This window comes from Colwellia sp. E150_009 (genome assembly GCF_053543955.1).
Genome location: NZ_JBHFOM010000040.1, coordinates 19,152 through 43,903 on the forward strand (window position 1 = coordinate 19,152; position 24,752 = coordinate 43,903).

19 protein-coding genes and 1 tRNA gene are annotated in these 24,752 nt (G+C 36.8%); 11 read left to right on the plus strand and 9 right to left on the minus strand.

Annotated features, from left to right (window positions below; translation table 11 throughout):
* Positions 1-167: 167 nt before the first annotated feature.
* From glyA to ribBA, 5 genes are all read left to right on the plus strand, one after another.
* Positions 168-1,424 (plus strand): serine hydroxymethyltransferase, encoded by a 1,257-nt coding sequence (gene glyA / locus ACE1OF_RS15360; RefSeq protein WP_448895530.1) that lies wholly within the window; start codon positions 168-170, stop codon positions 1,422-1,424.
* A gap of 112 nt (positions 1,425-1,536) precedes the next feature.
* Positions 1,537-2,046 (plus strand): transcriptional regulator NrdR, encoded by a 510-nt coding sequence (gene nrdR / locus ACE1OF_RS15365; protein ID WP_448895531.1) that lies wholly within the window; start codon positions 1,537-1,539, stop codon positions 2,044-2,046.
* Positions 2,047-2,059: 13 nt separating this feature from the next.
* Positions 2,060-3,253 (plus strand): bifunctional diaminohydroxyphosphoribosylaminopyrimidine deaminase/5-amino-6-(5-phosphoribosylamino)uracil reductase RibD, encoded by a 1,194-nt coding sequence (gene ribD, locus ACE1OF_RS15370; RefSeq protein WP_448895532.1) that lies wholly within the window; start codon positions 2,060-2,062, stop codon positions 3,251-3,253.
* A 43-nt stretch (positions 3,254-3,296) separates the two neighbouring features.
* Complete coding sequence (locus ACE1OF_RS15375; protein WP_448895533.1) at positions 3,297-3,971, plus strand: riboflavin synthase; 675 nt, start codon at positions 3,297-3,299, stop codon at positions 3,969-3,971.
* Between the two features lie 96 nt (positions 3,972-4,067).
* The gene (ribBA, locus tag ACE1OF_RS15380; RefSeq protein ID WP_448895534.1) at positions 4,068-5,177 is read left to right on the plus strand and encodes a bifunctional 3,4-dihydroxy-2-butanone-4-phosphate synthase/GTP cyclohydrolase II; all 1,110 of its coding nucleotides are present in this window, start codon (positions 4,068-4,070) and stop codon (positions 5,175-5,177) included.
* Between the two features lie 232 nt (positions 5,178-5,409).
* Here ribBA and ACE1OF_RS15385 read toward each other — a convergent pair whose 3' ends face one another.
* From ACE1OF_RS15385 to pepA, 4 genes are all read right to left on the minus strand, one after another.
* Positions 5,410-5,619, minus strand: coding sequence for a cold-shock protein (locus ACE1OF_RS15385; protein WP_011041587.1), 210 nt, complete (start codon positions 5,617-5,619; stop codon positions 5,410-5,412).
* Positions 5,620-6,125: 506 nt separating this feature from the next.
* Complete coding sequence (locus ACE1OF_RS15390) at positions 6,126-8,981, minus strand: valine--tRNA ligase (protein WP_448895535.1); 2,856 nt, start codon at positions 8,979-8,981, stop codon at positions 6,126-6,128.
* 43 nt (positions 8,982-9,024) lie between these two features.
* Positions 9,025-9,489: a DNA polymerase III subunit chi gene (locus ACE1OF_RS15395; RefSeq protein ID WP_448895536.1), complete on the minus strand. Its 465-nt coding sequence runs from the start codon at positions 9,487-9,489 to the stop codon at positions 9,025-9,027.
* Positions 9,490-9,498: 9 nt separating this feature from the next.
* The gene (gene pepA, locus ACE1OF_RS15400; protein WP_448895537.1) at positions 9,499-11,007 is read right to left on the minus strand and encodes a leucyl aminopeptidase; all 1,509 of its coding nucleotides are present in this window, start codon (positions 11,005-11,007) and stop codon (positions 9,499-9,501) included.
* A gap of 207 nt (positions 11,008-11,214) precedes the next feature.
* Between pepA and lptF the strand changes: the two genes are divergently transcribed.
* Both lptF and lptG read left to right on the plus strand, forming a co-directional pair.
* Positions 11,215-12,384 (plus strand): LPS export ABC transporter permease LptF, encoded by a 1,170-nt coding sequence (lptF, locus tag ACE1OF_RS15405; RefSeq protein ID WP_448895538.1) that lies wholly within the window; start codon positions 11,215-11,217, stop codon positions 12,382-12,384.
* On the plus strand, positions 12,381-13,448 hold the full coding sequence (gene lptG / locus ACE1OF_RS15410; RefSeq protein WP_448895539.1) for an LPS export ABC transporter permease LptG: 1,068 nt from the start codon (positions 12,381-12,383) through the stop codon (positions 13,446-13,448). The genes lptF and lptG overlap by 4 nt, the downstream gene beginning before the upstream one ends.
* Positions 13,449-13,485: 37 nt before the next feature.
* On the opposite strand, the gene ACE1OF_RS15415 is transcribed toward lptG, so the two are convergent.
* The 3 genes from ACE1OF_RS15415 to ACE1OF_RS15425 form a co-directional block, all read right to left on the minus strand.
* Entirely contained in the window at positions 13,486-13,986 is a 501-nt protein-coding gene (locus ACE1OF_RS15415; RefSeq protein ID WP_448895540.1) for an RDD family protein, read from the minus strand.
* 356 nt (positions 13,987-14,342) lie between these two features.
* On the minus strand, positions 14,343-17,393 hold the full coding sequence (locus ACE1OF_RS15420) for an efflux RND transporter permease subunit (protein WP_448895541.1): 3,051 nt from the start codon (positions 17,391-17,393) through the stop codon (positions 14,343-14,345).
* Positions 17,394-17,403: 10 nt separating this feature from the next.
* On the minus strand, positions 17,404-18,504 hold the full coding sequence (locus ACE1OF_RS15425; RefSeq protein ID WP_448895542.1) for an efflux RND transporter periplasmic adaptor subunit: 1,101 nt from the start codon (positions 18,502-18,504) through the stop codon (positions 17,404-17,406).
* Between the two features lie 136 nt (positions 18,505-18,640).
* Here ACE1OF_RS15425 and ACE1OF_RS15430 point away from each other — a divergent pair, with 136 nt between their 5' ends.
* Both ACE1OF_RS15430 and ACE1OF_RS15435 read left to right on the plus strand, forming a co-directional pair.
* The gene (locus ACE1OF_RS15430) at positions 18,641-19,279 is read left to right on the plus strand and encodes a TetR/AcrR family transcriptional regulator (RefSeq protein WP_448895543.1); all 639 of its coding nucleotides are present in this window, start codon (positions 18,641-18,643) and stop codon (positions 19,277-19,279) included.
* 257 nt (positions 19,280-19,536) lie between these two features.
* A tRNA-Leu gene (locus ACE1OF_RS15435) sits at positions 19,537-19,621 on the plus strand.
* Positions 19,622-19,710: 89 nt separating this feature from the next.
* Here ACE1OF_RS15435 and ACE1OF_RS15440 read toward each other — a convergent pair.
* A complete protein-coding gene (locus tag ACE1OF_RS15440) occupies positions 19,711-20,904 on the minus strand; it encodes a PepSY-associated TM helix domain-containing protein (RefSeq protein WP_448895544.1) in 1,194 nt (397 codons plus the stop codon).
* Between the two features lie 114 nt (positions 20,905-21,018).
* Positions 21,019-23,283 (minus strand): TonB-dependent siderophore receptor, encoded by a 2,265-nt coding sequence (locus ACE1OF_RS15445; RefSeq protein ID WP_448895545.1) that lies wholly within the window; start codon positions 23,281-23,283, stop codon positions 21,019-21,021.
* 555 nt (positions 23,284-23,838) lie between these two features.
* Here ACE1OF_RS15445 and ACE1OF_RS15450 point away from each other — a divergent pair.
* Together ACE1OF_RS15450 and ACE1OF_RS15455 are read left to right on the plus strand one after the other, a co-directional pair.
* Entirely contained in the window at positions 23,839-24,477 is a 639-nt protein-coding gene (locus ACE1OF_RS15450) for a hypothetical protein (RefSeq protein ID WP_448895546.1), read from the plus strand.
* Between the two features lie 3 nt (positions 24,478-24,480).
* Positions 24,481-24,752 (plus strand): RNA polymerase sigma factor (locus ACE1OF_RS15455; protein ID WP_448895547.1); only part of this gene is annotated, 272 nt, incomplete at its 3' end.

The following is a 24,752-nucleotide window of genomic DNA, read 5'->3' on the forward strand; positions in this document are numbered from 1 at the left end:
ATAGTAGTTACAGCAATTCAGACATAAGACAAGACAAAATGAACTAAAAGTTACTGGTTTTGCCGTGTACATTTTGGACTAACTCAGGCAAAATATGCGGCATTAATTTTAGACCTTTTTATTATCTTACATACAACGTTCTTAGGTTGTTTATTTGAGGAAAAACCATGTTTACTCGTGATATGAATATTGCAGATTTTGATGCTGAACTTTATCAAGCTATGAGCAATGAAGTTGTGCGTCAAGAAGAGCATATTGAATTGATTGCTTCTGAAAACTACTGTAGCCCGCGTGTACTAGAAGCGCAAGGCTCACAATTAACTAATAAATATGCGGAAGGCTATCCAGGTAAACGTTATTACGGCGGCTGTGAATACGTTGATATTGCAGAACAACTAGCGATTGACCGTGCAAAAGAATTATTTGGTGCAACTTATGCTAATGTTCAACCTCATGCAGGTTCACAAGCAAATGCTGCTGTTTTTCAAGCGCTTGTAACACCTGGCGGAAAAGTATTAGGTATGAGTTTAGCGCATGGTGGTCATTTAACGCATGGTTCTCATGTAAACTTTTCAGGTAAGTCTTATGAAGCTGTTCAATATGGTCTTCACCCTGAAACTGGTGATATTGATTACGAAGAATTAGAGCGTTTAGCTCACGAACACAAGCCTGAAATGATTATTGGTGGTTTTTCAGCATTTTCAGGTATTGTTGATTGGGCGCGTATGCGTAAAATAGCAGACAGCATTGGTGCCTACTTTTTTGTTGATATGGCGCATGTTGCGGGTTTAGTGGCTGCTGGTTTATATCCTAACCCTGTACCTCATGCGCATGTTGTTTCTACTACCACTCATAAAACATTAGCAGGCCCTCGTGGTGGCTTAATTGTTTCAGCGTGTGATGATGAAGAAATTTACAAAAAATTAAACAGTGCTGTTTTTCCTGGTGGTCAAGGTGGCCCATTAATGCATATTATTGCTGCTAAAGCGGTAGCATTTAAAGAAGCGTTAGCACCAGAATTTAAAGTTTACCAACAAAGCGTACTTGATAACGCAAAAGCTATGGTTGCAGTATTACAAGAACGTGGCTATAAGGTGGTATCAAACAGTACCGAAAATCATTTGTTATTACTTGATCTGATTGATAAAAATATCACAGGTAAAGATGCTGATGCCGCATTAGGTAAAGCACATATCACAGTGAATAAAAACTCAGTACCAAATGATCCTCGTTCTCCGTTTGTTACTAGTGGCCTACGCCTTGGTACGCCAGCAATTAGTCGTCGTGGTTTTGGTGTTGAAGAAACTAAAATACTGACAGGTTGGATTTGTGATATTTTAGATGATATTACTAACGAAGATACAATCGCTAAAGTGCAAGCCAACGTTAAAGAGTTATGCGCACGTTTCCCTGTGTATAAATAATTTTTGATAGTATATTGAATAATCAAAACTAATTTACAAATTAATGTGAATTTATATTAAAATGGTCGCAGTTAGCGGCCATTTTTGATCATGTACTTATTGTAGGTAAACCATGTATTGTCCATTTTGTAGCGCACAAGAAACTAAAGTAATTGACTCGCGTTTAGTGTCAGACGGACACCAAATTAGGCGTCGTCGGCAATGTCTTGTCTGTAATGAACGTTATACCACTTTTGAAACGGCTGAATTAGTTATGCCTCGCATTATTAAACGAGACGGAAGTCGAGAGCCGTTTAATGAAGATAAAATGCGAAGCGGTCTAATGAGGGCGTTAGAAAAACGTCCAGTTAGCACTGAACAAGTTGAACTGTCTATCAATAAATTACAATCACAAATGCGTGCTACTGGAGAACGTGAAATTACCAGTGAAATGCTCGGCAATTTATTAATGACTCAATTAAAAGAGTTAGACAAGGTTGCTTACCTTCGTTTTGCTTCAGTGTACTTATCATTTGAAGACATTAGTGAATTTGCTGATGAAATAGCTCAGCTAGGCAAGGAAAGCCGTAGCAGAGAGAAAAGTGGTAATAAAAAGGTGGATAAAAAGCCGAATAAAAAATAGGGAAGGAAGTTACGTGTTTACTGAACAAGATCACCATTTTATGGCATTAGCTATCAAGCTAGCCAAGCAAGGTCATTACACCACATCCCCTAATCCTAGAGTAGGTTGTGTTCTGGTTCATGAAGAAACGACTGAAAACGGAACTAATACTCAAATTATTGGTACTGGGTTTCATCAAAAAGCAGGGCAGGGGCATGCAGAAGTTAATGCTCTACTTGACGCTAGAAATAATTACCCTCAGTTAATTAAAGGGTCAACTGTATACGTAACCCTAGAGCCATGTAGCCATTTTGGTAGGACGCCTCCCTGTGCTCAAGCGTTAATTGATGCACAAGTTAAACGTGTTGTTGCTGCAATGGTTGATCCCAATCCAGAAGTTTCTGGCCGTGGTTTAGCCATGTTAGAACAAGCGGGTATTCAAGTAGCATTTGGTTTGTTAGAAAATGAAGCAAAGTTATTAAATGTAGGCTTTATTAATGTAATGACCAAAGCATTGCCTTATGTTCGCGTTAAATTAGCGGCTAGTTTAGATGGTAAAACAGCCATGAAAAATGGTGAAAGTAAGTGGATTACCTCAAGTAACGCAAGGTTTGATGTACAAAAGCTTAGGGCACAAAGCTGCGCGATTATTACTGGTGCAGATACAATTTTAACTGATAATGCCAAAATGACAGTGCGTTGGTCTGAATTAGGTGAATTAAAAGAAAACTATCAGGCAGAAAATATTCGCCAACCTGTTCGGGTGGTCATTGATAGTCAAAATAGGCTAAAGCCCGACCTAGACTTTTTTAATCAGGCATCACCTATTATTTTGGTGCGTGGAAATTTAAATGAAACTAGCCTTGAAAATTGTCATGATTGGCCTCATTTTGTAGAACAAGTACAAATTCCTATGGTTAAAACGAACATAGGTAAGAATAAAGTTGATTTGCTAGCATTACTGTCATTGTTAGCTGAACGTGGCTTAAATGATGTGTTAGTTGAATCAGGTGCCCACTTGGCAGGAGCGTTTATAGAACAAGGTTTGGCAGATGAATTTATTTTATATCAAGCTCCCAAGCTATTAGGCGGAGATGGAAAAAACCTAATAGAAATGCCAAATATTAATACATTAGCGCAAGCAAAATTGTTATCAATTACCGATGTTCGTCAAGTAGGTAATGATATTCGTATTACTGCAAAACTGAAAAGAAAGCATACTAATTAAAAATTTGATTATAACACTTAGCAAAACAGAATAGAGAATATACATGTTTACTGGAATTATTGAAGCTGTCGGCACAATTAAAGCAATTAATATTAATGCGCAAGGAGCACGTTTAGTTATCGCGACCAATAGCCTTGATATGAGCGATGTTAAATTAGGTGACTCCATAGCCACTAACGGTATTTGTCTGACTGTTGTTGATTATGACCCACATACCTATAGTGCAGACGTGTCAAATGAAACGTTGCAACGTACGGGATTTGCTCATTATAAAGTAGGTATGAAAGTCAACTTAGAAAAAGCCATGCGAGCAAATACACGTTTTGGTGGGCATATGGTTTCAGGCCATGTAGATGGTGTTAGTGAAGTGTTATCTATTACTAATAACGGTAATAGCATTGAATACTGGCTATCTATGCCGTCAGATTTAGCGCATTACATTGCAGAAAAAGGCTCGGTGACGGTTGATGGTACAAGCTTAACGGTAAATGCATTAAATGAAGCATCAGGCAACAACAAATTTAGATTAACCATAGTACCGCACACTGTTAAAGAAACTGTGTTTGCTTATTATCAGGTAGGCACTAAAGTGAATTTAGAAGTAGATTTAATTGCTCGCTATTTAGAGCGTTTATTAACAAAAAATAAAAACGAATCGATGGACGTTAAGTCGAACGTGACAGAAGACTTATTAAAAAAATCTGGTTTTATTAAGTAATATCTAAAATTAGTGCTAAACATGATAATACTTTTTAATTGGTATTATTTACACTTATCACATAACTAATATCAACAAGTAACCAAAGAGAACCTCATGAATTTAAATACCCCACAAGAAATAATCGATGATATTGCTTTAGGTAAAATGGTTATTCTAATGGATGATGAAGACCGAGAAAATGAAGGTGACTTCATTATGGCGGCTGAAAAAGTTACACCTGAAGCTATCAACTTTATGGCAACTCACGGACGTGGTCTAATTTGTATGCCAATGACACAAGAAAAATGTGAAATCTTAAAGCTACCTTTGATGGTTGATAAAAACGATGCTCAGTTTAGCACTAACTTTACCGTATCAATAGAAGCTGCTAGAGGTGTTACTACAGGGATTTCAGCTGGAGATCGAGCAACTACAGTACTTGCCGCTGTTGCTAAAGATGCAACACACTTAGATATTGTTCAGCCAGGGCACATTTTTCCTTTAATTGCTAAAGATGGTGGTGTGTTAAATCGTGCGGGGCATACTGAAGCAGGAGTTGATTTAGCTCGTATGGCAAAATTAGAGCCTGCAGCAGTAATTGTAGAAATTTTAAATGAAGATGGCACCATGGCGCGCCGCCCAGATCTTGAAATTATCGCTAAAAAGCATGATATAAAAATGGGTACAATTGCTGATTTAATTGAATTTAGAAATGCAACAGAAACTACCATTGAACGCGTGTCTCAATGTAAATTGCCAACTGAATTTGGTGAATTTGATCTCGTTGTTTTTAAAGACACAATTGATGGACAAGCACATTTTGCCTTAACTAAAGGTGAGATAAAACCAGATGAACCTACTTTAGTTCGTGTGCATTTAGAAAATACATTCAGAGATTTATTGTTTAGTCAGCGTGAAAGTGTTGCTAAGTGGCCGCTAGCTAATGCATTAGAGAAAATAGCAAAAGAAGGTGGGGTATTGGTTTTACTAGGTAAGCATGAGTCGCCAGCGGAACTAATTAATTTAGTTGAGAAATACGCAAAAATTGATGCAGGCGAAACAGTAAAAGAAGTTAACCGTCATGTTGGATCTCGTAATGTCGGTGTTGGTTCTCAAATATTGTCTAGTTTAGGCGTGAGTAAAATGCGTTTGCTAAGCTCACAAAGTAAATACCATTCATTATCAGGTTTTGGTTTAGAAGTCGTTGAATATATTGCAGAATAACGCTTATTTAAATAATGTTTTACTAAACGCTAGTGGTGAATAATCGGTAGCGTTTTTTTTCGGCTGCGATATTTAATGATACTTAATTTGAACTTGGCTTAATAAAAGTTTCAAATGATTAATACCAACTTAATCAACTTGGTACAAACCAAAAATAACCAAGCGTTAGAAACAAAAAAGCGAAGAAGGAGTTTAACTCATTCTTCGCTTTTTCCGCTTATAAGTTAAAAACTTATACAGCTAGAACGTTTTCTGCTTCAGGGCCTTTTTGACCTTGTTTAACAGTAAATGTTACTGCTTGACCGTCAGCTAGAGTACGGAAACCGTCTCCAGAGATAGCGCTGAAGTGAACAAACACGTCAGGACCATTTTCTTGTTCTATAAAACCGAAACCTTTAGTTTCGTTGAAAAATTTAACTTTACCAGTAACTGTATCAGACATACTTACATTTTCCCGTAGTCATAAAATAATATTAATGTGGTGCCTTGTTAAAATATTTAACATAAGTTTACACCGTTTTTACCCGAGTAAATGCCCTCTACCATAAGTAGTACAGGAAGAGGAAGGAAACAAACCATATTCGTAACAAACCGTATTTGGAACAAACAATCAGTCTGTATTGCCTAAATCCATTTGTTAAGAATAAACAAGTACATCAGTACCCGGTAAATCTAAAACAAAAGTTAGTATCAACCTTCATCCGTAACACAAAAACTCAACGCAATATGATATTAGCACAGGTATTTTTAATTTGCTTTATAAAAAATTGAAATAGTTCAATATTTTTTATAATGAATAAAAATTTTAAATCGATAAAAACACATTTCTTGTTATAAGAAACAACGTGAATTTTATAAAATGAATTATTAGATAAAAAAATTACTCATTTAGGTTAAACCGCCTACGTTAAAAACATTTACTGTAGGCGGGTGTATTCGCGTTAACAGTTATATTGCAGCGATTTGAGCTTTTTGTTCAAGCAGTTTTGCAAGTGCTGATTCAGCCTCGCTTAATTTAGCTTGTTCTTTTTCAATAACGGCATGTGGTGCTTTGCTAACAAAGTTGTCATTTGCTAATTTTCCGCGTGTTTTATTTGCTTCTTTGTTGAATTTTTCAATTGCCTTATCTAAACGAGCCATTTCAGCTTCTTTGTCAATTAAACCAGCCATAGGTATTAGTACGGTTAAATCACCTACAACCGCAGACGCAGAAGCGGGTCCTTGTTCTCCCTCACCAAGTACCGTTATGCTCTCAAGTTTTGCTAATGAACTTAAAAATTGTTCGTTCTCAGTTAAACAACGTTGATCGTTCTCACTCAAATTTTTCAGTAAAACAGGTAATGATTTGCTTGGGGCAATATCCATTTCACCACGAATATTACGAATAGCAATGATGAATTGTTTAACCCATTCCAAATCATCAATGGCTTGTTGATCGCATTTATCGGCATCAAATTGTGGGAATGCTTGTACCATGATTGAGTCGTTAGCTTTGGCGAAATCGCTTAATGGTTGAACACGTTGCCAAATGGTTTCAGTAATAAATGGCATTATAGGGTGCATTAAACGTAATAAACCTTCTAATACATTCACTAAAGTATGACGTGTACCGCGTTGCTGTGCTTCATTGCCTTTGAATAATACTGGTTTAGTTAATTCTAAATACCAATCACAGAACTGATTCCAAGTAAACTCATATAAAGCTTGTGATGCTAAATCAAAACGGAAGGTATCAAATGCTTCATGTACGGTTTTTACCGTTTGTTCAAATTGACCGATGATCCAACGATCAGCTAATGAAAGTTCTAGCTCACCTCCTTTTGCACCACAATCAAACTCTTCAGTATTCATTAATACATAACGGCTTGCATTCCATAACTTATTGGTAAAATTACGGTAACCTTCTAAACGCTTCATGTCCCAACTAATATCACGACCTGTTGTTGCAACAGACGTCAGGGTGAAACGCAAAGCATCTGTGCCGTGCGCTTCAATACCGTTAGGAAATTCTTTTTTAGTAAGTGTCTCAATTTTCTTGGCAAGCTTTGGCTGCATCATGTTGCCAGTACGTTTTTCAAGTAAACCTTCTAATGAAATACCGTCAATCATATCTAAGGGATCAATAACATTACCTTTAGATTTACTCATTTTATCGCCATTTTCATCGCGAATAAGACCAGTCATGTAGATCTTTTTAAACGGAATTTGTGCTTTGCCATTTTCATCTTTGTTAAAGTGCATGGTCATCATAATCATGCGAGCAACCCAGAAGAAAATAATATCAAAGCCTGTCACTAATACATCAGTAGGGTGAAAGGTTTTTAAATCGTCAGTATCTTTAGGCCAGCCTAAAGTTGAAAAAGTCCATAAGGCAGATGAGAACCAAGTATCAAGTACGTCATCATCTTGTTTAAGATTGACATCATCAGCAATATTATTGTTAGCGCGCACTTCAGTTTCGGTGCGACCAACATAGACTTTACCACTGTCGTCATACCATGCAGGAATACGATGCCCCCACCAAAGTTGGCGTGATATACACCAGTCTTGAATATCTTTCATCCAAGAAAAATAGAGGTTCTCATATTGTGTAGGCACAAATTCAATTTGACCATCTTTAACTGCATCAACGGCAGGACCTGCTAGTTTTTCAACACGTACATACCATTGGTCAGTTAATAATGGTTCGATGATCACACCAGAGCGATCACCATAAGGGGCAACGAGATCATGATCTTTCACTTCAACTAATAAGCCAAGTTCATCAAATTTTGCTACAATTGCTTTACGTGCGACAAACCTGTCCATGCCTGCAAACTCGCTAGGTAATGTGGTACTGTATGCATCACAAAGTTCACCTTTGGTATCATAAACTTCTGCTTTAGCTAAAATAGCGGCATTTTTGTCTAAAATATTAATTTGCGGCAAGGCATGGCGTTTACCTACTTCGTTATCATTAAAGTCATGGGCAGGTGTAATTTTTACACAACCTGTACCTTTTTCCATATCGGCATGTTCATCACCAATAATAGGAATTAAACGGTTAACCAAAGGTAATAAAACTTTTTTGCCAATTAAATCTTTATAGCGAGGATCTTCTGGATTAACCGCTACACCTGTATCGCCTAACATAGTTTCGGGGCGCGTGGTTGCAACAACTAAGTAATTAAGCCCCTCTGCAGTTTTTTCGCCATCGGCTAATGGATAGCGTAAATGCCACATGTGACCTTTTTTGTCTTTATTTTCAACTTCTAAATCAGAAATAGCGGTGTGGAATTTTGGATCCCAGTTTACCAAGCGTTTACCACGGTAAATTAAGTCATCTTCAAATAAACGCACAAACACTTCTTGTACGGCCTCAGACATGCCCGCATCCATAGTAAAACGTTCGCGTGTCCAGTCAATAGAATTACCCAATCGGCGCATTTGTTTACCAATTGTACCACCAGATTCTTCTTTCCATTCCCAAATTTTATCGATAAAACCTTCACGGCCGTAATCGTGACGTGTTTTGTCTTCTTCGGCAGCAATTTTACGTTCTACTACCATTTGAGTCGCAATACCTGCATGGTCACAACCTGTTTGCCAGAGTGTGTTTTTACCTTGCATACGTTGATAACGAATTAACGTGTCCATGATGGTTTGTTGAAAAGCATGCCCCATATGCAATGAGCCTGTGACATTTGGTGGCGGAATAGCAATGCTATAGCTGTCACCTTCACCTGTAGGGCTAAAGTAACCTTGCTTTTCCCAGTGAGTATAAAGAGATTGTTCAATGTCGGTTGGGTTGAAAGTTTTTTCCATCATGTTCTCAAAATAAAAGTTATGAATTGTAAATTTGCTTACATTATTGTGAAGGTGATACTGGTTGATTATCTACTGCAAAGCCCCATTGCCTGTATGCTTTAAAACGTTCTCTTGCTTGTTGTTTTAGTAATTCATTACTAGGCACAAAATCAACAATAAATTGAAATTGGCTGGCAAAACTAGGGGCAGTAGGCGTTAAATTAATTAACACAGGACGACGGCCTCGCAATGGTTGATCGCTAATTTCAACAGCGGAACCGTGTTTAGGTCCTTCTCCTGATAAGTTATGCGGTACAAAACTGTCGCTGTCAAACGCCCATAATAACTCATCAATTTGTTCAGCACTTTGTTTATCTTGCGTGTAAATGAATACCCGCTGATTTTGGCGATAAAAATAACTTGCTTGCAAACAGGCATGATAAAACGCTGAGCTAGTATCAGCGTTTTGACTGTGTATTTTTTCCTTGTCATCATTGAGAAGGTAAAACATTACTTGTGTTTGCATGTGGTTTATCTATTCGCCTTGTTCTTGACCTGCACGATTAAGCATAAACTGCGTTAACATACTAACAGGGCGACCTGTTGAGCCTTTGTCTTTGCCACCACTACGCCATGCGGTACCAGCAATATCTAAATGCGCCCAATGGTATTTTTTAGTAAAGCGAGCTAAGAAACAAGCGGCCGTAATAGTACCAGCCTCTTTACCGCCTATATTTGCCATATCAGCAAACGGGCTTTCTAATTGTTCTTGGTAATCGTCCCATAACGGTAAGCGCCAAGCTCTATCACCACTTTGATCAGACGCGTTTAGCAATTCATGCGCTAATGGGTTATGCGAGCTTAATAAACCAGTGGCATGCTTACCTAAAGCAACCACACAAGCCCCCGTTAACGTTGCTACATCAATTACAGCTTCAGGATCGTAGCGTTCAACATAAGTTAACGCATCACACAATACTAATCGACCTTCAGCGTCAGTATTAAGTACTTCAACCGTTTGACCAGACATTGTTGTGAGAATATCGCCAGGGCGGTAAGCATTACTGCTAGGCATATTTTCACAACCTGCTAAAACACCAATAACATTGATTGGTAAATCTAACTCTGCTAAGGCATGCATTGCACCTAAAACACCAGCTGCACCGCCCATGTCATATTTCATTTCGTCCATACCTGCGCCTGGTTTTAGCGAAATACCACCACTGTCAAACGTGAGGCCCTTACCCACTAAAACTAAAGGTTTTGAGTCATCATCAATACCTTTGTAGGCCATAATACTCATTAATGATTCGTTAGCTGAACCACGTCCTACTGCTAAGTATGACCCCATGCCTAGTTTTTCCATTTCTTGTTCACCAACAATAGTGGTAGTCACTTTATCGTAATCGTTGGCTAAAATTTTAGCTTGTTCGGCCAAGTATGCAGGGTTACAAATATTAGGTGGCATATTCGCAACATTTTTACAGGTGCTTATTCCTTCGGAAATAGCCAAGGCATGGCTAATTGCACGTTCACCAATAGGTAATTCTCGACGAGTAGGCACGTTAAACACTATTTTACGTAAAGGTCTGCGTGGTTCTTCTTTATGAGTTTTTAAACTATTAAAACTATATAAGCTATCTTGAGTTGCTTCTACCGCTTGACGAACTTTCCAGTACGTATCACGACCTTTAACGTGTAACTCAGATAAGAAACAGACCGCTTCCATTGAACCGGTTTCGTTTAACGTGTTAATTGTTTTTTTAATTATTTGGCGATATTGACGTTCATCTAATTCGCGTTCTTTACCACAGCCTACAAGTAAAACACGCTCACTTAAAATATTAGGTACGTGATGTAGTAATAACATCTGTCCAGATTTGCCTTCTAAATCACCTTTTCGTAATAAATTGCTTATGTAACCTTCACTAATTTCGTCAAGTTGTTCAGCTGTTGAACTGAGGCGACGAGGTTCAAATACTCCCACCACAATACAGGCACTACGCTGTTTTTCGGGACTACCGCTTTTTATACTGAACTCCATGAGATCTCCTTAAACCTTTTTAATTTGCTAAAATTAGTAAAAAACTGCACTCTTATCTATTCAAGAGATATCGCTAAGCGCTATAATTATAGCAGTATTTATCAATTAAATTTATCTGTGACTATATAGTTTAGCTATGAAAACGGCAAGTTTACTAGAAAAACTCGTCGATTGTCAGAAAAAACACAGTTTTAATGGGATCTTTTTGTGATCATTTTTCGTTATTTATTAAAAGAAGTGGCAAAAACACAACTTGCAGTATTTTTTGTGTTGATGACCATTTTTATTAGCCAAAAATTTGTTCGAGTATTAGGTGATGCCTCTGAAGGAAGCATACCTGGACAAATGGTTATGGTTTTTATTGCGCTTAAAGTACCTGATTTAGCAGGTATGATGCTGCCACTTAGTTTTTTCTTGGGAATTTTACTAGCATACGGACGTATATATGCAGACAATGAAATGACGATATTGCATGCGTGCGGTGTAAGTGAATGGTATGTGGTAAGGGTTACATTAATACTTGCATTTATTACCGCTATTTTTACAGGCATTTTTACTTTGTATTTAGCGCCTATGGCATCAGAATATCAATATCAAGTTAAAGACAAGCTTGCTGCTGATTCTGGATTAAGCTCTTTAGTAGCTGGGCGTTTTCAAAAAACAGGTAATGAAAAAGCCGTTGTTTTTATTCATGATAAACATCGTGACGATAATAGCTTTGACAAAGTATTTTTAGCTCAGTTACCAGATGAAAATCATCTTGAAGAAAGTATTATCAACTCAAGTTTAGTTTATGCCAAAAAAGGTCAAGTTTTCGAGGAAGATTCGGGTTCACAACGTTTAGTATTATCTCAAGGCATTCGCTATCACAAAGATGCAACTAACGGTGAATTTCAAGCGGTTACTTTTGATAAATATTATATTCAAATTCAGGATCAAGAAGTAGAACAAAAACACCGTAAATTGAGCGCTTTACCTACACATCAGCTGTTTAACCCACCAGATGTCGATTCAGCACCTGAATACAGCGCTACTATTCAATGGCGTATTGCTTTTCCACTTGCTTGTATTATTTTAACCTTGATTGCTGTGCCATTAAGCGTGGTTAATCCACGGCAAGGTAAATTTGCAAAGATGCTGCCCGCGCTTATGTTATTTTTAGGGTATTTTTTGCTATTAACGGCAATGAAGTCGGGCGTGGAACGTCAAGCATTACCAGCGAATATAGGGTTGTGGCCTATACATATTAGTGCGTTATTTATGGGGATTATTTTGCTCATGAGAGAGCGTAGTAGTGGGCGTAAAATTAAATCAAAATTCCCTAGTTTAAGGCGTAATGTTACGAGTGTTAATTATGCTCAGGATAAAAAAGAATGAAGATATTAGATGTTTACATTGGCCGTATTGTGGCATCCACCACCTTTTTAACCTTAGCTGTTTTTGTGAGTGTTAGTGGCATTATAAAGTTTGTAGAGCAAATGCGTGCGGTAGGCCGAGGAGACTACGATTTGTCTCATGCTGCATTGTATGTACTTTATTCATTACCTCGCGATATTGAAGTATTCTTTCCTATGTCTGCCTTAATTGGCGGTTTAATAGGTATTGGTATGTTAGCAAGTAATAGTGAGTTGGTAGTAATGCAAGCTGCTGGATTATCACGGTTAGATATTATTAAATCAGTGATGAAAACTGCCATTTTATTGATTTTTGTTTCCATGGCTGTTGGTGAATGGCTTGCCCCTAGCGGTGAAGCAACGGCAAGAGAGATACGTGCCCAAGCAATATCAGGGGGAAGTTTAATTTCTGCTAAGAATGGCGTGTGGGCTAAAGATGGTGATTATTTTGTTAATATTGGTGAAGTATTAGAGCAAGGCCAGCTTAAAAAAGTAGAAGTTTATCGTTTTAATGATGAATTAAAGCTCGATAGCTGGCTTAGTGCTCAGTCTGCTATTTATAAAGATAATATTTGGCACTTATCCAGTGTGGTTAACACACAGATAACTCAAAAAGAAATTACGACCTCTAACGTAGACACTCAAGAGTGGAAATCGTCATTAACACCTAAAAAATTAGGGGTGGTTACTGTAACGCCTGAATCATTGTCTGTACGTGGATTGATTGATTACCTTGATTATTTACAGGCTAATTCTCAAGACCCTAGCCGTTATCAACTTGCTTTTTGGCGAAAGCTTATTCAACCAGCAACGGTGGCAGTGATGCTTTTGGTGGCGTTATCTTTCATTTTTGGACCGCTTCGCTCTGTGTCTATGGGGGCGCGAATTATGATGGGGGTTATCACAGGAATTGTCTTTTTTGTCTCAAATGAAGTACTTGGGTCGTTAAGCCTCGTATATCAATTTCCCCCGATAATTGGCGCTGTGTCGCCAAGTATATTATTTATAGGTGTAGCCTGGTACTTTATGAATAAAAAAGCGGCGTAATAAAGTAATAAACAAGGAAGTTATACGCCGCGAGCAACTAAAGCCTGCCTTTGTTTGCTTCTAAAGACAATACTACAACCTCTGTGTTGGTTAGTCTGTCTTGCAAACTCAGTTTGTTTTTACGATCAAATATTACGGTTAAATTACCTAAACCCAGTAAGGTAGGTAATAAACGTTTTATTCCTGTTATTTTACTAATGCGCGTACCATCTTGATTTTGTACGCGCAAACGCCACGCTTTCATTCCTAATGTTTGACCACTTTTAGCCCAAAAGAAAACAAAGAAAAAACTGACCCAAGCAATGTTCCAGCCGTAAATTAGTATGCTATACAAAATAGAGGAGCGTTGTAAATCTATGGGGTGCTCAAAGTTTTGCATACTGATTAAACCAAATTTTATTAGTAAATTAAAAAGTAAAAATGCAATGGCGCCTGCAACCATATAAACAGCAAAGGCAATAAGTACGTCATAAATCCAAGAACCTAAACGGCGACGAAAGCCAGCGCGGGGAAATTCGTTAACAGAAATTGAAGTCATAGAAAGTGCTCAGAAAAATTTGCCATAGTCTAGCAAAGAGATAATCAAAGTTTAAGCACGTAATGCTTTATATTAAAATTAAAATACGCCATGTAGGTTAGAATTTATTCTGACATGGCGCAATGAATTACGCCCTACAAAGGTTGTGAACTGATGTAGGTTAGAATTTATTCTGACATCATGCAATAAATTGCGCCCTACAAAGGTTGTGGATTGATTGGTTAGAATTTATTCTGACATGGCGTAATGAATTATGCCTTACAAAGGTTGTAGATTGATTGGTTAGAATTTATTCTGACATCATGCAATGAATTACGCCCTACAAAGGTTGTGGATTGATGTAGGGGTAATGTATTCTAAGACGGTGCGCTAATTTTATACAATGATGAGTACAATACAGGAACTACCGCTAATGTTAATAATGTACCAATACCTAAACCAAAGGCAATAACATTGGCCATACCATAAAATAAAGGATCTTTGCCGATAATAAGTGGCAGCAACCCCATTACCGTGGTAATGGTGGTCATGGTGATGGGGCGTAATCGAGCTAAACAAGCATCAACTAAAGCTTTATATGGTGTTTTACCACTTTGTTCTTCAATTTTAATGCGATCAATCAGCACAATAGCATTGTTGATGATAATACCCGCTAAACTATATAAGCCTAAAGTTACCATGAAGCCGAAAGGGGCTTGCATTACAAGCAAACCAATAACCGCACCAATGAAGGATAAAGGCATGGTGAGTGTTATAATAGAGGCTTGTCGGAATGAGTTAAATTGAGCAACAAGTAATATTAAAATAAAGCCGATTACCATAGGCATGCTCGCACTTAATGCTTTTTGTGCTGCTTTAGATTCTTTAATAGCGCCCCCATAAACTATTTCATGGTTGATTGGTAAGTCAGCGGCAAGCTCATTAATTTTTTCGTCAATTACTAATTGTAAATCTTCTGCTGCCATATTGTTATTACGTGCTTCTATACTAATGGTACGAAACATATCTTCATGATGTATAACTGAAAATTGATTGACAGGCGCAAACGTTGCTACTTGAAATAGTGGAATAGCTTTGCCCGTTTTTTGTGAATAAACGTTCAGTGTACGCAATCTGTCTAAATTATTTCGTTCAGCTTCTTCAGCGCGTAAAATAATTGGAATAATTTCATCTTCTTCTCTGAATTCTGTAATTTGGGCACCCGAGAAATAAGTTTGTAAGGCATCGGCAATTTCTGTTGATGTTAAACCAGCTCTTTTCGCGCGGTGTTGATCAACACGCACATCAATTTTAACAATTAAATTTTCCCAATCATTGCGTATATTAATTGTATTGGGCACTTGATGGAGTAAATCCATAATTTGTTGTGCCTTTTTATAAATAACGTTTTTGTCTGGGCCTCGAACCTGAATTTTTATTGTTTTTGCATCAGACGGGCCGAGAAACATTTTTTTAACGCGCGCTGATATATTAGGAAATTTCGCTTCAAGTTGTGTATCTAGCTCTAGTACTCTTTTAGCAACATCAGTACCCTCAACTACATTGAGCACAACAAAACCTTTATTTTGAGCGGGATCTTCAGGATTAAGTGATAAAACAAAACGAGGACCATTAAAACCCACATACCCTGAATAGTTTTCAATAAAGCTGAACTTTTCCTTGTTATTTAACCACTGAAAGATTTCTTGCATTTGTCGGTTAGTTTCACGAGAAGAGGTACCATTTGGCAAATCGATATACATGAGTATTTGTGTTCGGTCTGATTCAGGGAAGAATTGCTTAGCTACAAATTTCATTGAACCCACGGCACCAATAAATAGTACCAACATTAAACTCATAAATAATAAACGATGCTGTAATAGCCAATGCAAAAATTTCTCATAATTTGCATAAATTTTAGATAATGTTGAATCCTTTTGTTCTGCATTCTTTGAAGGCTTTATAAAATAATAACAAAGGATGGGCGTAACGCATAAAGCCATTATCCAACTGGTTAGTAAGGTAATTAAAATGACTAATGAGATAGAGCGAGTGAACTCACCTGCTACATGTTCAGCTAACATGAGTGGTAAGAAAAATAAAATAGTGGTTACAGAAGAGCTTAATAACGGAATGGCTAATTCTTTACAACCTTGAATCATAGCATCAAAACGACTGATCCCTTTTTCAATTCTACTTTTAAAATCCTCAGCAATCACAATACCGTTATCTACTAATAGTCCTAGCGATATAATGAGTGTGGCTAAGCTCATACGCTCTAATTTCATGCCAAAAAATAGCATGATGGAAAGCGTTGCCAGCATCACAAAGGGTACTATAGCTCCCACTATTAGGCCTGTTCGTAAGCCTAAGAATAACACCACCACAACAAGTACAATGGTTAATGTTTGCAGCACATTGATAGAAACGCCACGTACTGTTTTTTCTACTTGGTCGGGTTGATAAGTGGCAATATCTAACTGATAGCCTATAGGTAAACTTGAAATAATATCGTTAAGTTTAGTTTTAATTCTAGGTGCATATTTTAAAATGTTATACTTAGGTAACATTGAAATAGCAAAGAAAATAGCAGGTTTACCATTAAAATAAGCCAGTTTGTCTGGTGGATCGATGTAACCTCGTTTGATATTCACTACATCTTTTAATGCTATAAAATCTTGAGAGTTGGGAATATTAATATAGGTATCTGCAATATCTGATACACTGCCAAAATTCCCCGAAGGCTCTACAATAAAGCTTTTAACGCCTGTATCTACTTCACCACCAGAACGAATAATATTTTGCTGTTGTAATTCACTGATTAATGCTTGTGGAGAAATTCCCAACTGCGATAGTTTTGCGTTTGATACTTCAAGAAAAATACGTTCTTGTAAATGCCCTAAAATTTCAATTTTTTTTGTACCTTCAACGGCATACAATGTGTCTCGAATGTGTTGTGCAATATCATACATTGAGCTCATTTCAAAGCCATCAGCAGTTAATGCCAGTGTTACAACTGACACATCGCCAAACTCTGTATTGACAAAAGGCGAGTTAGTACCTGAAGGCATTTTGCTGTGGGCAGCCGCCGTTTTATTACGAACATCTTGCCAAATATCATCTAAATTAAAATAGCGATCATAAATTTTAACATGAATGGTTGATGCACCCGTTGTCGATAATGACCTTATTTCTTTCACTTCGGGTACTTTTCGTATTTCTTCTTCAAGTTTTTTAGTAATTAATTGCTCTACTCGCTCGGGTGCCATACCTGGGAACGAGGTCGAAATAACGGCTTCTCTAATTGTAATTGTTGGGTCTTCTTGTGCAGGCAATATAAAGTAAGCGAAGACACCATTGATCAAAAGTAGGGTGAGAATGAAAAAGGCAGTTTTACGATAAGTAAACGCAATTTGAGTAATATTCATGGTGTGACTCTTAATTAAAACGCTGAGTAGTATTGTCTAATAGCGTTACTTTTTGTCCATCTCTCAAAAAAGCAACACCTGCGGTAGCAATGATTTCACCGTTGGTTAAACCTGAAGAAATAAAGACAATATTATTGAGCACATTCTCTGTTTGTACTTGACGTTGTTCAACCACTTGTGTTGTTGGATTGTAGACAAAAACATGGCTTTTTTGATTTATTCCAGCACGAATGGCAGAGAAAGGTACTTTAATAACAGTGCCCTGAAAGCCTGTTTGTCCTACCCCTTCAAAGGTAAAGTCAACTTCAGCTGTCATGCCTGCGCGTAATAAGGGGTTTTCTTCTTGTAACGCTGCCGTAACGGGAAAAGCATTAGCTGTTTCAGCTCTTGTTCCAATTTCAGTAATGCGCCCAAATAGGTTTAATTGCGGTAACACGGGGAAGCGTATTGAGATAATTGCATTTTGTTGTAATTCCCTTATGAGGGTTTCAGGCACCATAACATTTACTTCTAAGCCGTGTTTACCTTCGATTTCAAAGGCTGCTTGCCCCGCTGCAATTTGTTGAGATGGTTCTATTAGTCGTTTAGTAATAATGCCATTGTAAGGGGCAATTAAGGTACTATCTTGTAAATTTTTCTTGGCAATATCTAATTGTGCTTGTGCAACATTAACCGCGCTTTTACTTGATTCAAAATTAGCCTTTGCATTATCAAAGCCCGATTGAGATACCAGCCCTTGTTTTATTAGTTGCTTAAAGCGAGTAAAACTATTTTTCGCTTCAACCCAGTCCGATTTTGCTTTGTCTAACTGTGCTTGAGCAGATTTAGAGGATAATTCAAAACTGCGGTGGTTCAATTGCGCTAAAACATCACCTTTTTGAACGGTATCACCTAGTTTTACTTCGACACTTTGCACTTTACCATTTACTTCAAAGCTTAAGCTTGCTGCTTCAACAGGTGCTACAATGCCTGACAAAGTGCGTAATTGTTGCAAACTGGATTCAGTTACTTTTGTCCATGCAATAGGTCTAATGGGAGTTTCGGTGGTAACCGGTTGCTCACTACAGCTCAATAAAAATGATGTTAAAATAATTGTTAGTAATAGTCGCATGATGATTCCAGTTAGGATAACTCGCTTTTATTTAAGAAAATAAAGATTAAAAAGTAAATGGTACTGTTAAGTACCGTGTATTCTGGTACTATGTAGTACCAAAGTCAATTAAAAAGTTAAAAGCGCTAGTAATATAATGGAAAGTTGCCAAACCATACATTCAACTCAATTAAGTGCCCGTGGAGAATTAATACTTACCGCTGCAAAAGATTTATTTCTTCAGCATGGATACGATCAAACCTCACTTGAAATGATTATTTCTATTGCAGGTGGGTCTAGGCGCTCTATTTATGATGAATTTGGTAACAAACAAGGTTTGTTGATGGCAGTAATACGGCAGCAAGTAAGTATGCAAACAGCCACTATCGCTTCTATTAATATGACAGAATTAGTACCGAGAGATGCTCTAAAAGAAATGTGTTTTAGGTTTGTTAAAGGTTTAATATCTGAAACCTTAGTGTCACTTTTTCGATTAGTAATTCAGGTTATACCGAAATTACCCGAAATAGGCATGCTAATATATGAAAAGGGGCCATTAAAAGGTTTAAAGCCACTGACAGATTATTTAATGCAGCTTGATCAAGCTGGTATTTTAGCCATTGATGACCCATGCTTTGCAACACGTATGTTAATGGAAATGATAAAAGGTCGAATACACTTTCAAGTGTTATTATTGCCAAACCAAAAAATATCAGATGAAGAAATTCGCCAGCATATTAATAAAGCGGTCGATCTATTTTTTAAAGCTTATCAACCAGAGCAGCCAGCTAAATAGTGTCACAGGAATAAAAAAGAAATGATTAAAGCAGAATTGAATAAATAAACAACAAATAGGGCACAAATGCGCAATGTGCAGAGAAAAACTATTGCACTAACAAAGATATCTCGTATAATGCCAACCACTTTAGCGAAGTACGTTATTATGTATAAGTTATAGTTACCTTATTAAAAGAATTAATAGAGTTTACAAAGAAATTAGGTTTTAGAAAAACATGATTTCTTTGTAAACTTCACAGTTTACTATCCCCTCTTGCCGGTGTGGTGGAATTGGTAGACACGACGGATTCAAAATCCGTTGCCTTCGGGCGTGACGGTTCAAGTCCGTCTTCCGGTACCATATATGAAAGCCCTGATTCGAAAGAGTTAGGGCTTTTTTGTTTCATTTGTCTTAGTAAACGGCACTATGGAACTTTGTTAATTATCCATTTAAATGTAACGTTGTAGCCAAAATAAAAATGCAATAACCGTTAAAATTAATAATGGCAATGTCACTATTTGTGTTTGCGTTAAAGCTTTACTCTTTGTGCGTTTCCAGCTCATTATAACTCCTGTAACAGATAACCCAGTAAGTGCTAAACCAAAAAAGAACCAAATTAACTTTGACCATAAGCCAGCAAAAAAGCCAAAGTGTAATGGATCTATATATTCATTTAAATAAGCATTGGTGCCGATAGAATCTGGTGTAAAAATATCGATAACTTCTTTTGTTATAGGATCAATATATACTCTATAGGCTCGTTCCCTTAGTAGTGGATTATCCTTAATTCCTCGCATTTGTATTGGCTTATCACTGGTTTGAGGAATGAAAATAGAAGTTATTTCCCAATCTTTATGAGTTGATTGAGCTAGCTGAATAATCTCATTGAAATCTTTTGAACTTAGGTGTAATTTTGAATTATCAATGACTCTTTCTATTGCTGCCCCCCTCGGTTCTAAAGTAGCACCAACTAAGCGGAAACTAAATTCATATAAATACCAAATACCCGTTATACATATAATACAAGTAAACCAGATTCCCCAAAGACCTGATAACTTATGAGCATCGCTTAATGTTATGCGTGGTCCTTGGTCGACTCTAAAGCGCCACAAGGCTTTCTTCCAGTTTCTGGTTGTTTTTAAACCTGTGTATAGTGAGATAACTAAGATAAAAGCAAAAAAACAGACGATAATAATACCTGGAAGTGCAGGCATAAATAAATAACGATGAAAGTCTCTAAAAAAACGTTGTACCGTCAGTTGAGGCATTGTGCCTGTAATTTTATGAGTCCATTGATCTATTTGTACAAACTTATGATGAAGAGAGTCATCAATGATAGTTGCTCTATAAGTAAGATAATCTTCTCCCATAGTTTTCAAATAGACTGGTTGCCCATTAGGGTACGATTCTTTTAGTGTCGCATATATCGCTTGCCAGTTTTCTGCGGGCATTTTTTGAGGTGAATTAGCGGGCTTTTCTGATGCTCTAAGTTCATCAAAAATTAGCCAATCAATTTCATTTGAAATTGTAGCAATTGTACCAGTGGCTAAAATTACAAACATGATAATTGCGAGTTGGAAGCCAAGCCAAGCATGTAAATTGTAGAGTTTTTTTAAATTGCTTTTGTTTTTTTTACGGTTCAACTTTATTCCTACCAAAGATGGATATTACATAATAATGGCTACTTTATTGGTGTTTAACGTCAATAAAGTAGCCATTTAATTACTAATTCTTTTTACCTATATCTATTGGTATTTTTAAAAATCAAATGATACTGAGGCAAAGGCAGTTCTAGGTGACCCTAACGGGATACGCAATACTGTAAAACCTGCACCATAGTATTCATCATCAAATAGGTTTTTAACGCCTGCTTGAAAACGAATAGTTCCGTCTTTAGATAAAGAGTCAGGTGCTTTAATTGTATACCAAGCAGATAAATCAACTAGCGAAATATCGCCAAGATTAACTTGTTGGCTCAAGTTACCTTCCGCATCCATAACACGATCAGATTCATAGTAGTATCCCGCACCAAGACCAAGACCTTCTAAATAACCACTCTGAAATTCATAAGACGTATACATATTGAAGATATTGTCTGCAATACTTTCGGCTTGTGTTTTATTACCTAAAGCATCTTGGTCTTCAGCATCAGTATAAGCATAAGATACTGAGATATTCATGCCGTCTGTTGGTTGACCAGTAACAGAAAACTCTACCCCTTGAGAGCTTCTACCATCAACAAAAATAGGATCACCTAAATCGTCTAAACCATCCACAACGTTTATCTTATCAATTTTATAAAAAGACAGTGTTGTTTGTGCTTTACCACTGAAAAATTCTGATTTAACACCAAACTCTATCTGTTCACCTTCTTCAGGATCTATTTCTTCTGCATCACCCGTATTGTCAGGGATGACATTATTTGGTTCAAATGATTCAGAAAATGATGCATAAACAGATGTATTATCTAATACTTTATAGTTGAGTCCTAATTGTGGTACTACTCCAGACGAAGCGGTTTGAGAAGTAATGACCCCATTACTTGTAGCCTCATAATCTGTGTCGCTATAACGCATACCAGCTAGAACACCTAGCTTTTCTGTAACATGAGAGTAAATATTAAAATAAGCTCCGTAGTTTTTACTTCCAGTTGAGAGTATAGGTAGTCCATCAAGGCTAAAATCCCCCGATAAGTTATAAACAGGGTCAATAAAGCTATGGAATGCTGAATTTATTCCATCAGTTTGAGAGCCAACGGTGAACTTCCTATCGATATTGTCATTGCTATAATCAGCACCTAAAATAACTTGATGAAGCATTGAGCCTAATTCAAACTCACCTCTGAGCTTTATGTTTGCTAAATCAGCTGTTACTTCTTTATCTCTACTACCATCTAAGCGTTTTATTAAATATACTCGATCTGAGGAATCATCATAAATAGCTCCATCCGTTATTACTGATGGGTCAAAATCTTTGCTAGTAATATAACCTTGCTCATTTATAGCTGTATCGGCATCAACAACAAAAGCTGCTCTAGGGCGAGATTGAAGGTCATTACCTGTTGAGCCTTCATGAGCTATATTTAATTCAAGGTTCCATAAATCATTAAAATCATGCCCTATGGATAATTCAAAAATTTCAGCTTCTACTTCACCAATTTCCCAAGGGCTACCAAATCGTTGACTAAAAGGTACATCTAAAAGATCATTGATGATAGCTGGCCCATTAGTTGTCTCAATAGCGATAGTTCCTCTATCTAATGGGCGTGCTTCATTTCTGTATTCATAAGCAAAATCTATTTTTGTTGAATCAGCCAAATAATATCGAGAAGAAAAAGCGAAAGTATCTCGTTTAATATCAGTAAAATCACGAAAACTTTCAGAATCCTGTATTGAAGCAACTAAACGGATTGAAAAATCTTCATTGATAGGCTGCGAATAATCTATCATCCCAAATTTATCATTATATGAACCAGTTCTTAGCTCTCCAGCTATACGTTGCTCATTTAGCGGTTTTTTTGTAATTACGTCAACAACACCCCCAGGCTCAACCTGACCATACGTAATGGCTGCTGGTCCTTGAACAAGTTGCACATATTCAGTATTAGACATGTTGGCTTTAAAAATTGACGTTCGTCTAAATCCATTTCTATATTCAGCATTTCTTCGGAAACCACGCATAAAGAAATCGTCTCGGGTGCCCCCAAAGCCATCTCCTGCACTAACACCTGGTGCATTTCTTAAAGCTTCTTCAAGGGTTGTTACTTTTCTATCGAGGATTAATTGTTCAGGTATTAATATTGTATTTCGTGGGTTATCTAAAAATGATAAGTCTAAACCAGTTGCACCATCATTAACTTCAATGATATATCTTGACTGTTTTGTTCCTACAACTGAAATCTTTTCCATATCTGTATTCTCTTGTTTAACGTTATTAAGAGTTTCTCCTGCATAGAGATTTTGAGTTGTGAGGACAGATAAAGTGCTAGATATAACTATAGCGATTGTATTACGTTTCATCATGATGCTTCCTAGAATATTATATGTATCTATGTTTTGGAGTTATTTTTGAGCGCAATATAACACATAGTAAATACAAATGATATTGATTCGTATCACCTAGCTTTTTGTGGTTTAACTTGGGAGTATTTAACTGGGATATTAATACGTTAATTTAACGAAGCTGAAGTAAGGCTTGATGATATTGAAGCACGAGAAGACGTTCACACAGTAACGGTTAAGGAAAAGCCTAAACGCACCCCTTTACCCAAAGATACACAGCCTGAGCTCAAAGCTACCAGTGGTGTGTTGTCTCTGAACGATCACTTTTGCCACACTGCGGACATTAATAATTAGATGATGAACGGCTGTAATGGTGGCTAACTCGCCAGTTTAGGATATATTCACTCAGGTGAGAGCAATGCCTCCTGCAAGCTGATATTATACTTACAGTCTATCTCTTAAACACGAAATAATAAATCCCACACTTTAATATCTTTTCGATTACTTTGTCACACCTATCAAATAGTATCGTCTAACTTGGTATAGACATAATTTTTAACACTTCAAGGAAAGGCAATGCTACGATTAAACCAAGTTAAACCAACAGTTATGGAATTCACAACATTTACGAAAGCCGATGATATTACTGATGAGGATTTCATTAGTTTAGTGATGAAATTTGAAAGTGATTATTTAAAAAATCAATCAGGTTTAATATTTCATTGCCTAGTAAGAAATTTGAAGGGTGAATATGCTAATCTGCTTTTTGCCAAGGACATGCAAAGCATAACAAATATCGGGAACGGTTTTAGCAGTAGTGACACAGCCAAAGAATTTATGAAATCAATAAAACCACAAACAGTAAAAATTCGTTATCACAAGATTTTAAAAGACAACTTTCAAATACCTGAAAATTTTTCTTGTTTTGAACACGGTACATTTTCGCTAAAAGAGAATAATGACTTTTCTGAGGCCAATTTACTTTCAGTTTCTGAACAAATTGAAAATACTCACCTAAACACTTATGAAAATACCTTATCGCATTTTATTGGTAAAATAGATAATGGCACTTATTCAGAAATTACGTTTGGAAAAACTCTTGGGGGCACTAAAGAAATTTGTTATGGCTATTTTAATAACGAATCAGGAATGAAAATGATGAGTATGTGTGATCCTGAAACAATGGATTTAGGCTTCTGGTATTTAATTGCATAACTGATGAATATTAAGATAAGTGACTCCCAATTGATACAATCATCCTTGTCTGGAGACAAGGCTGCCTTACGTAGTTTAATAGACAAACATTATTTATTTACCTTTAATATTTGTCTTAAAATGCTATATAGCCACCAAGATGCAGAAGATGTTAATCAGGAAATTTGGATAAAAACCATTGTTAGTTTAAAAAACTTTAATCATAAAAGCACATTTACCACTTGGTTATACAGAATAACAGTTAATCATATGCTAGATATGAAAAAGAAAGGCAT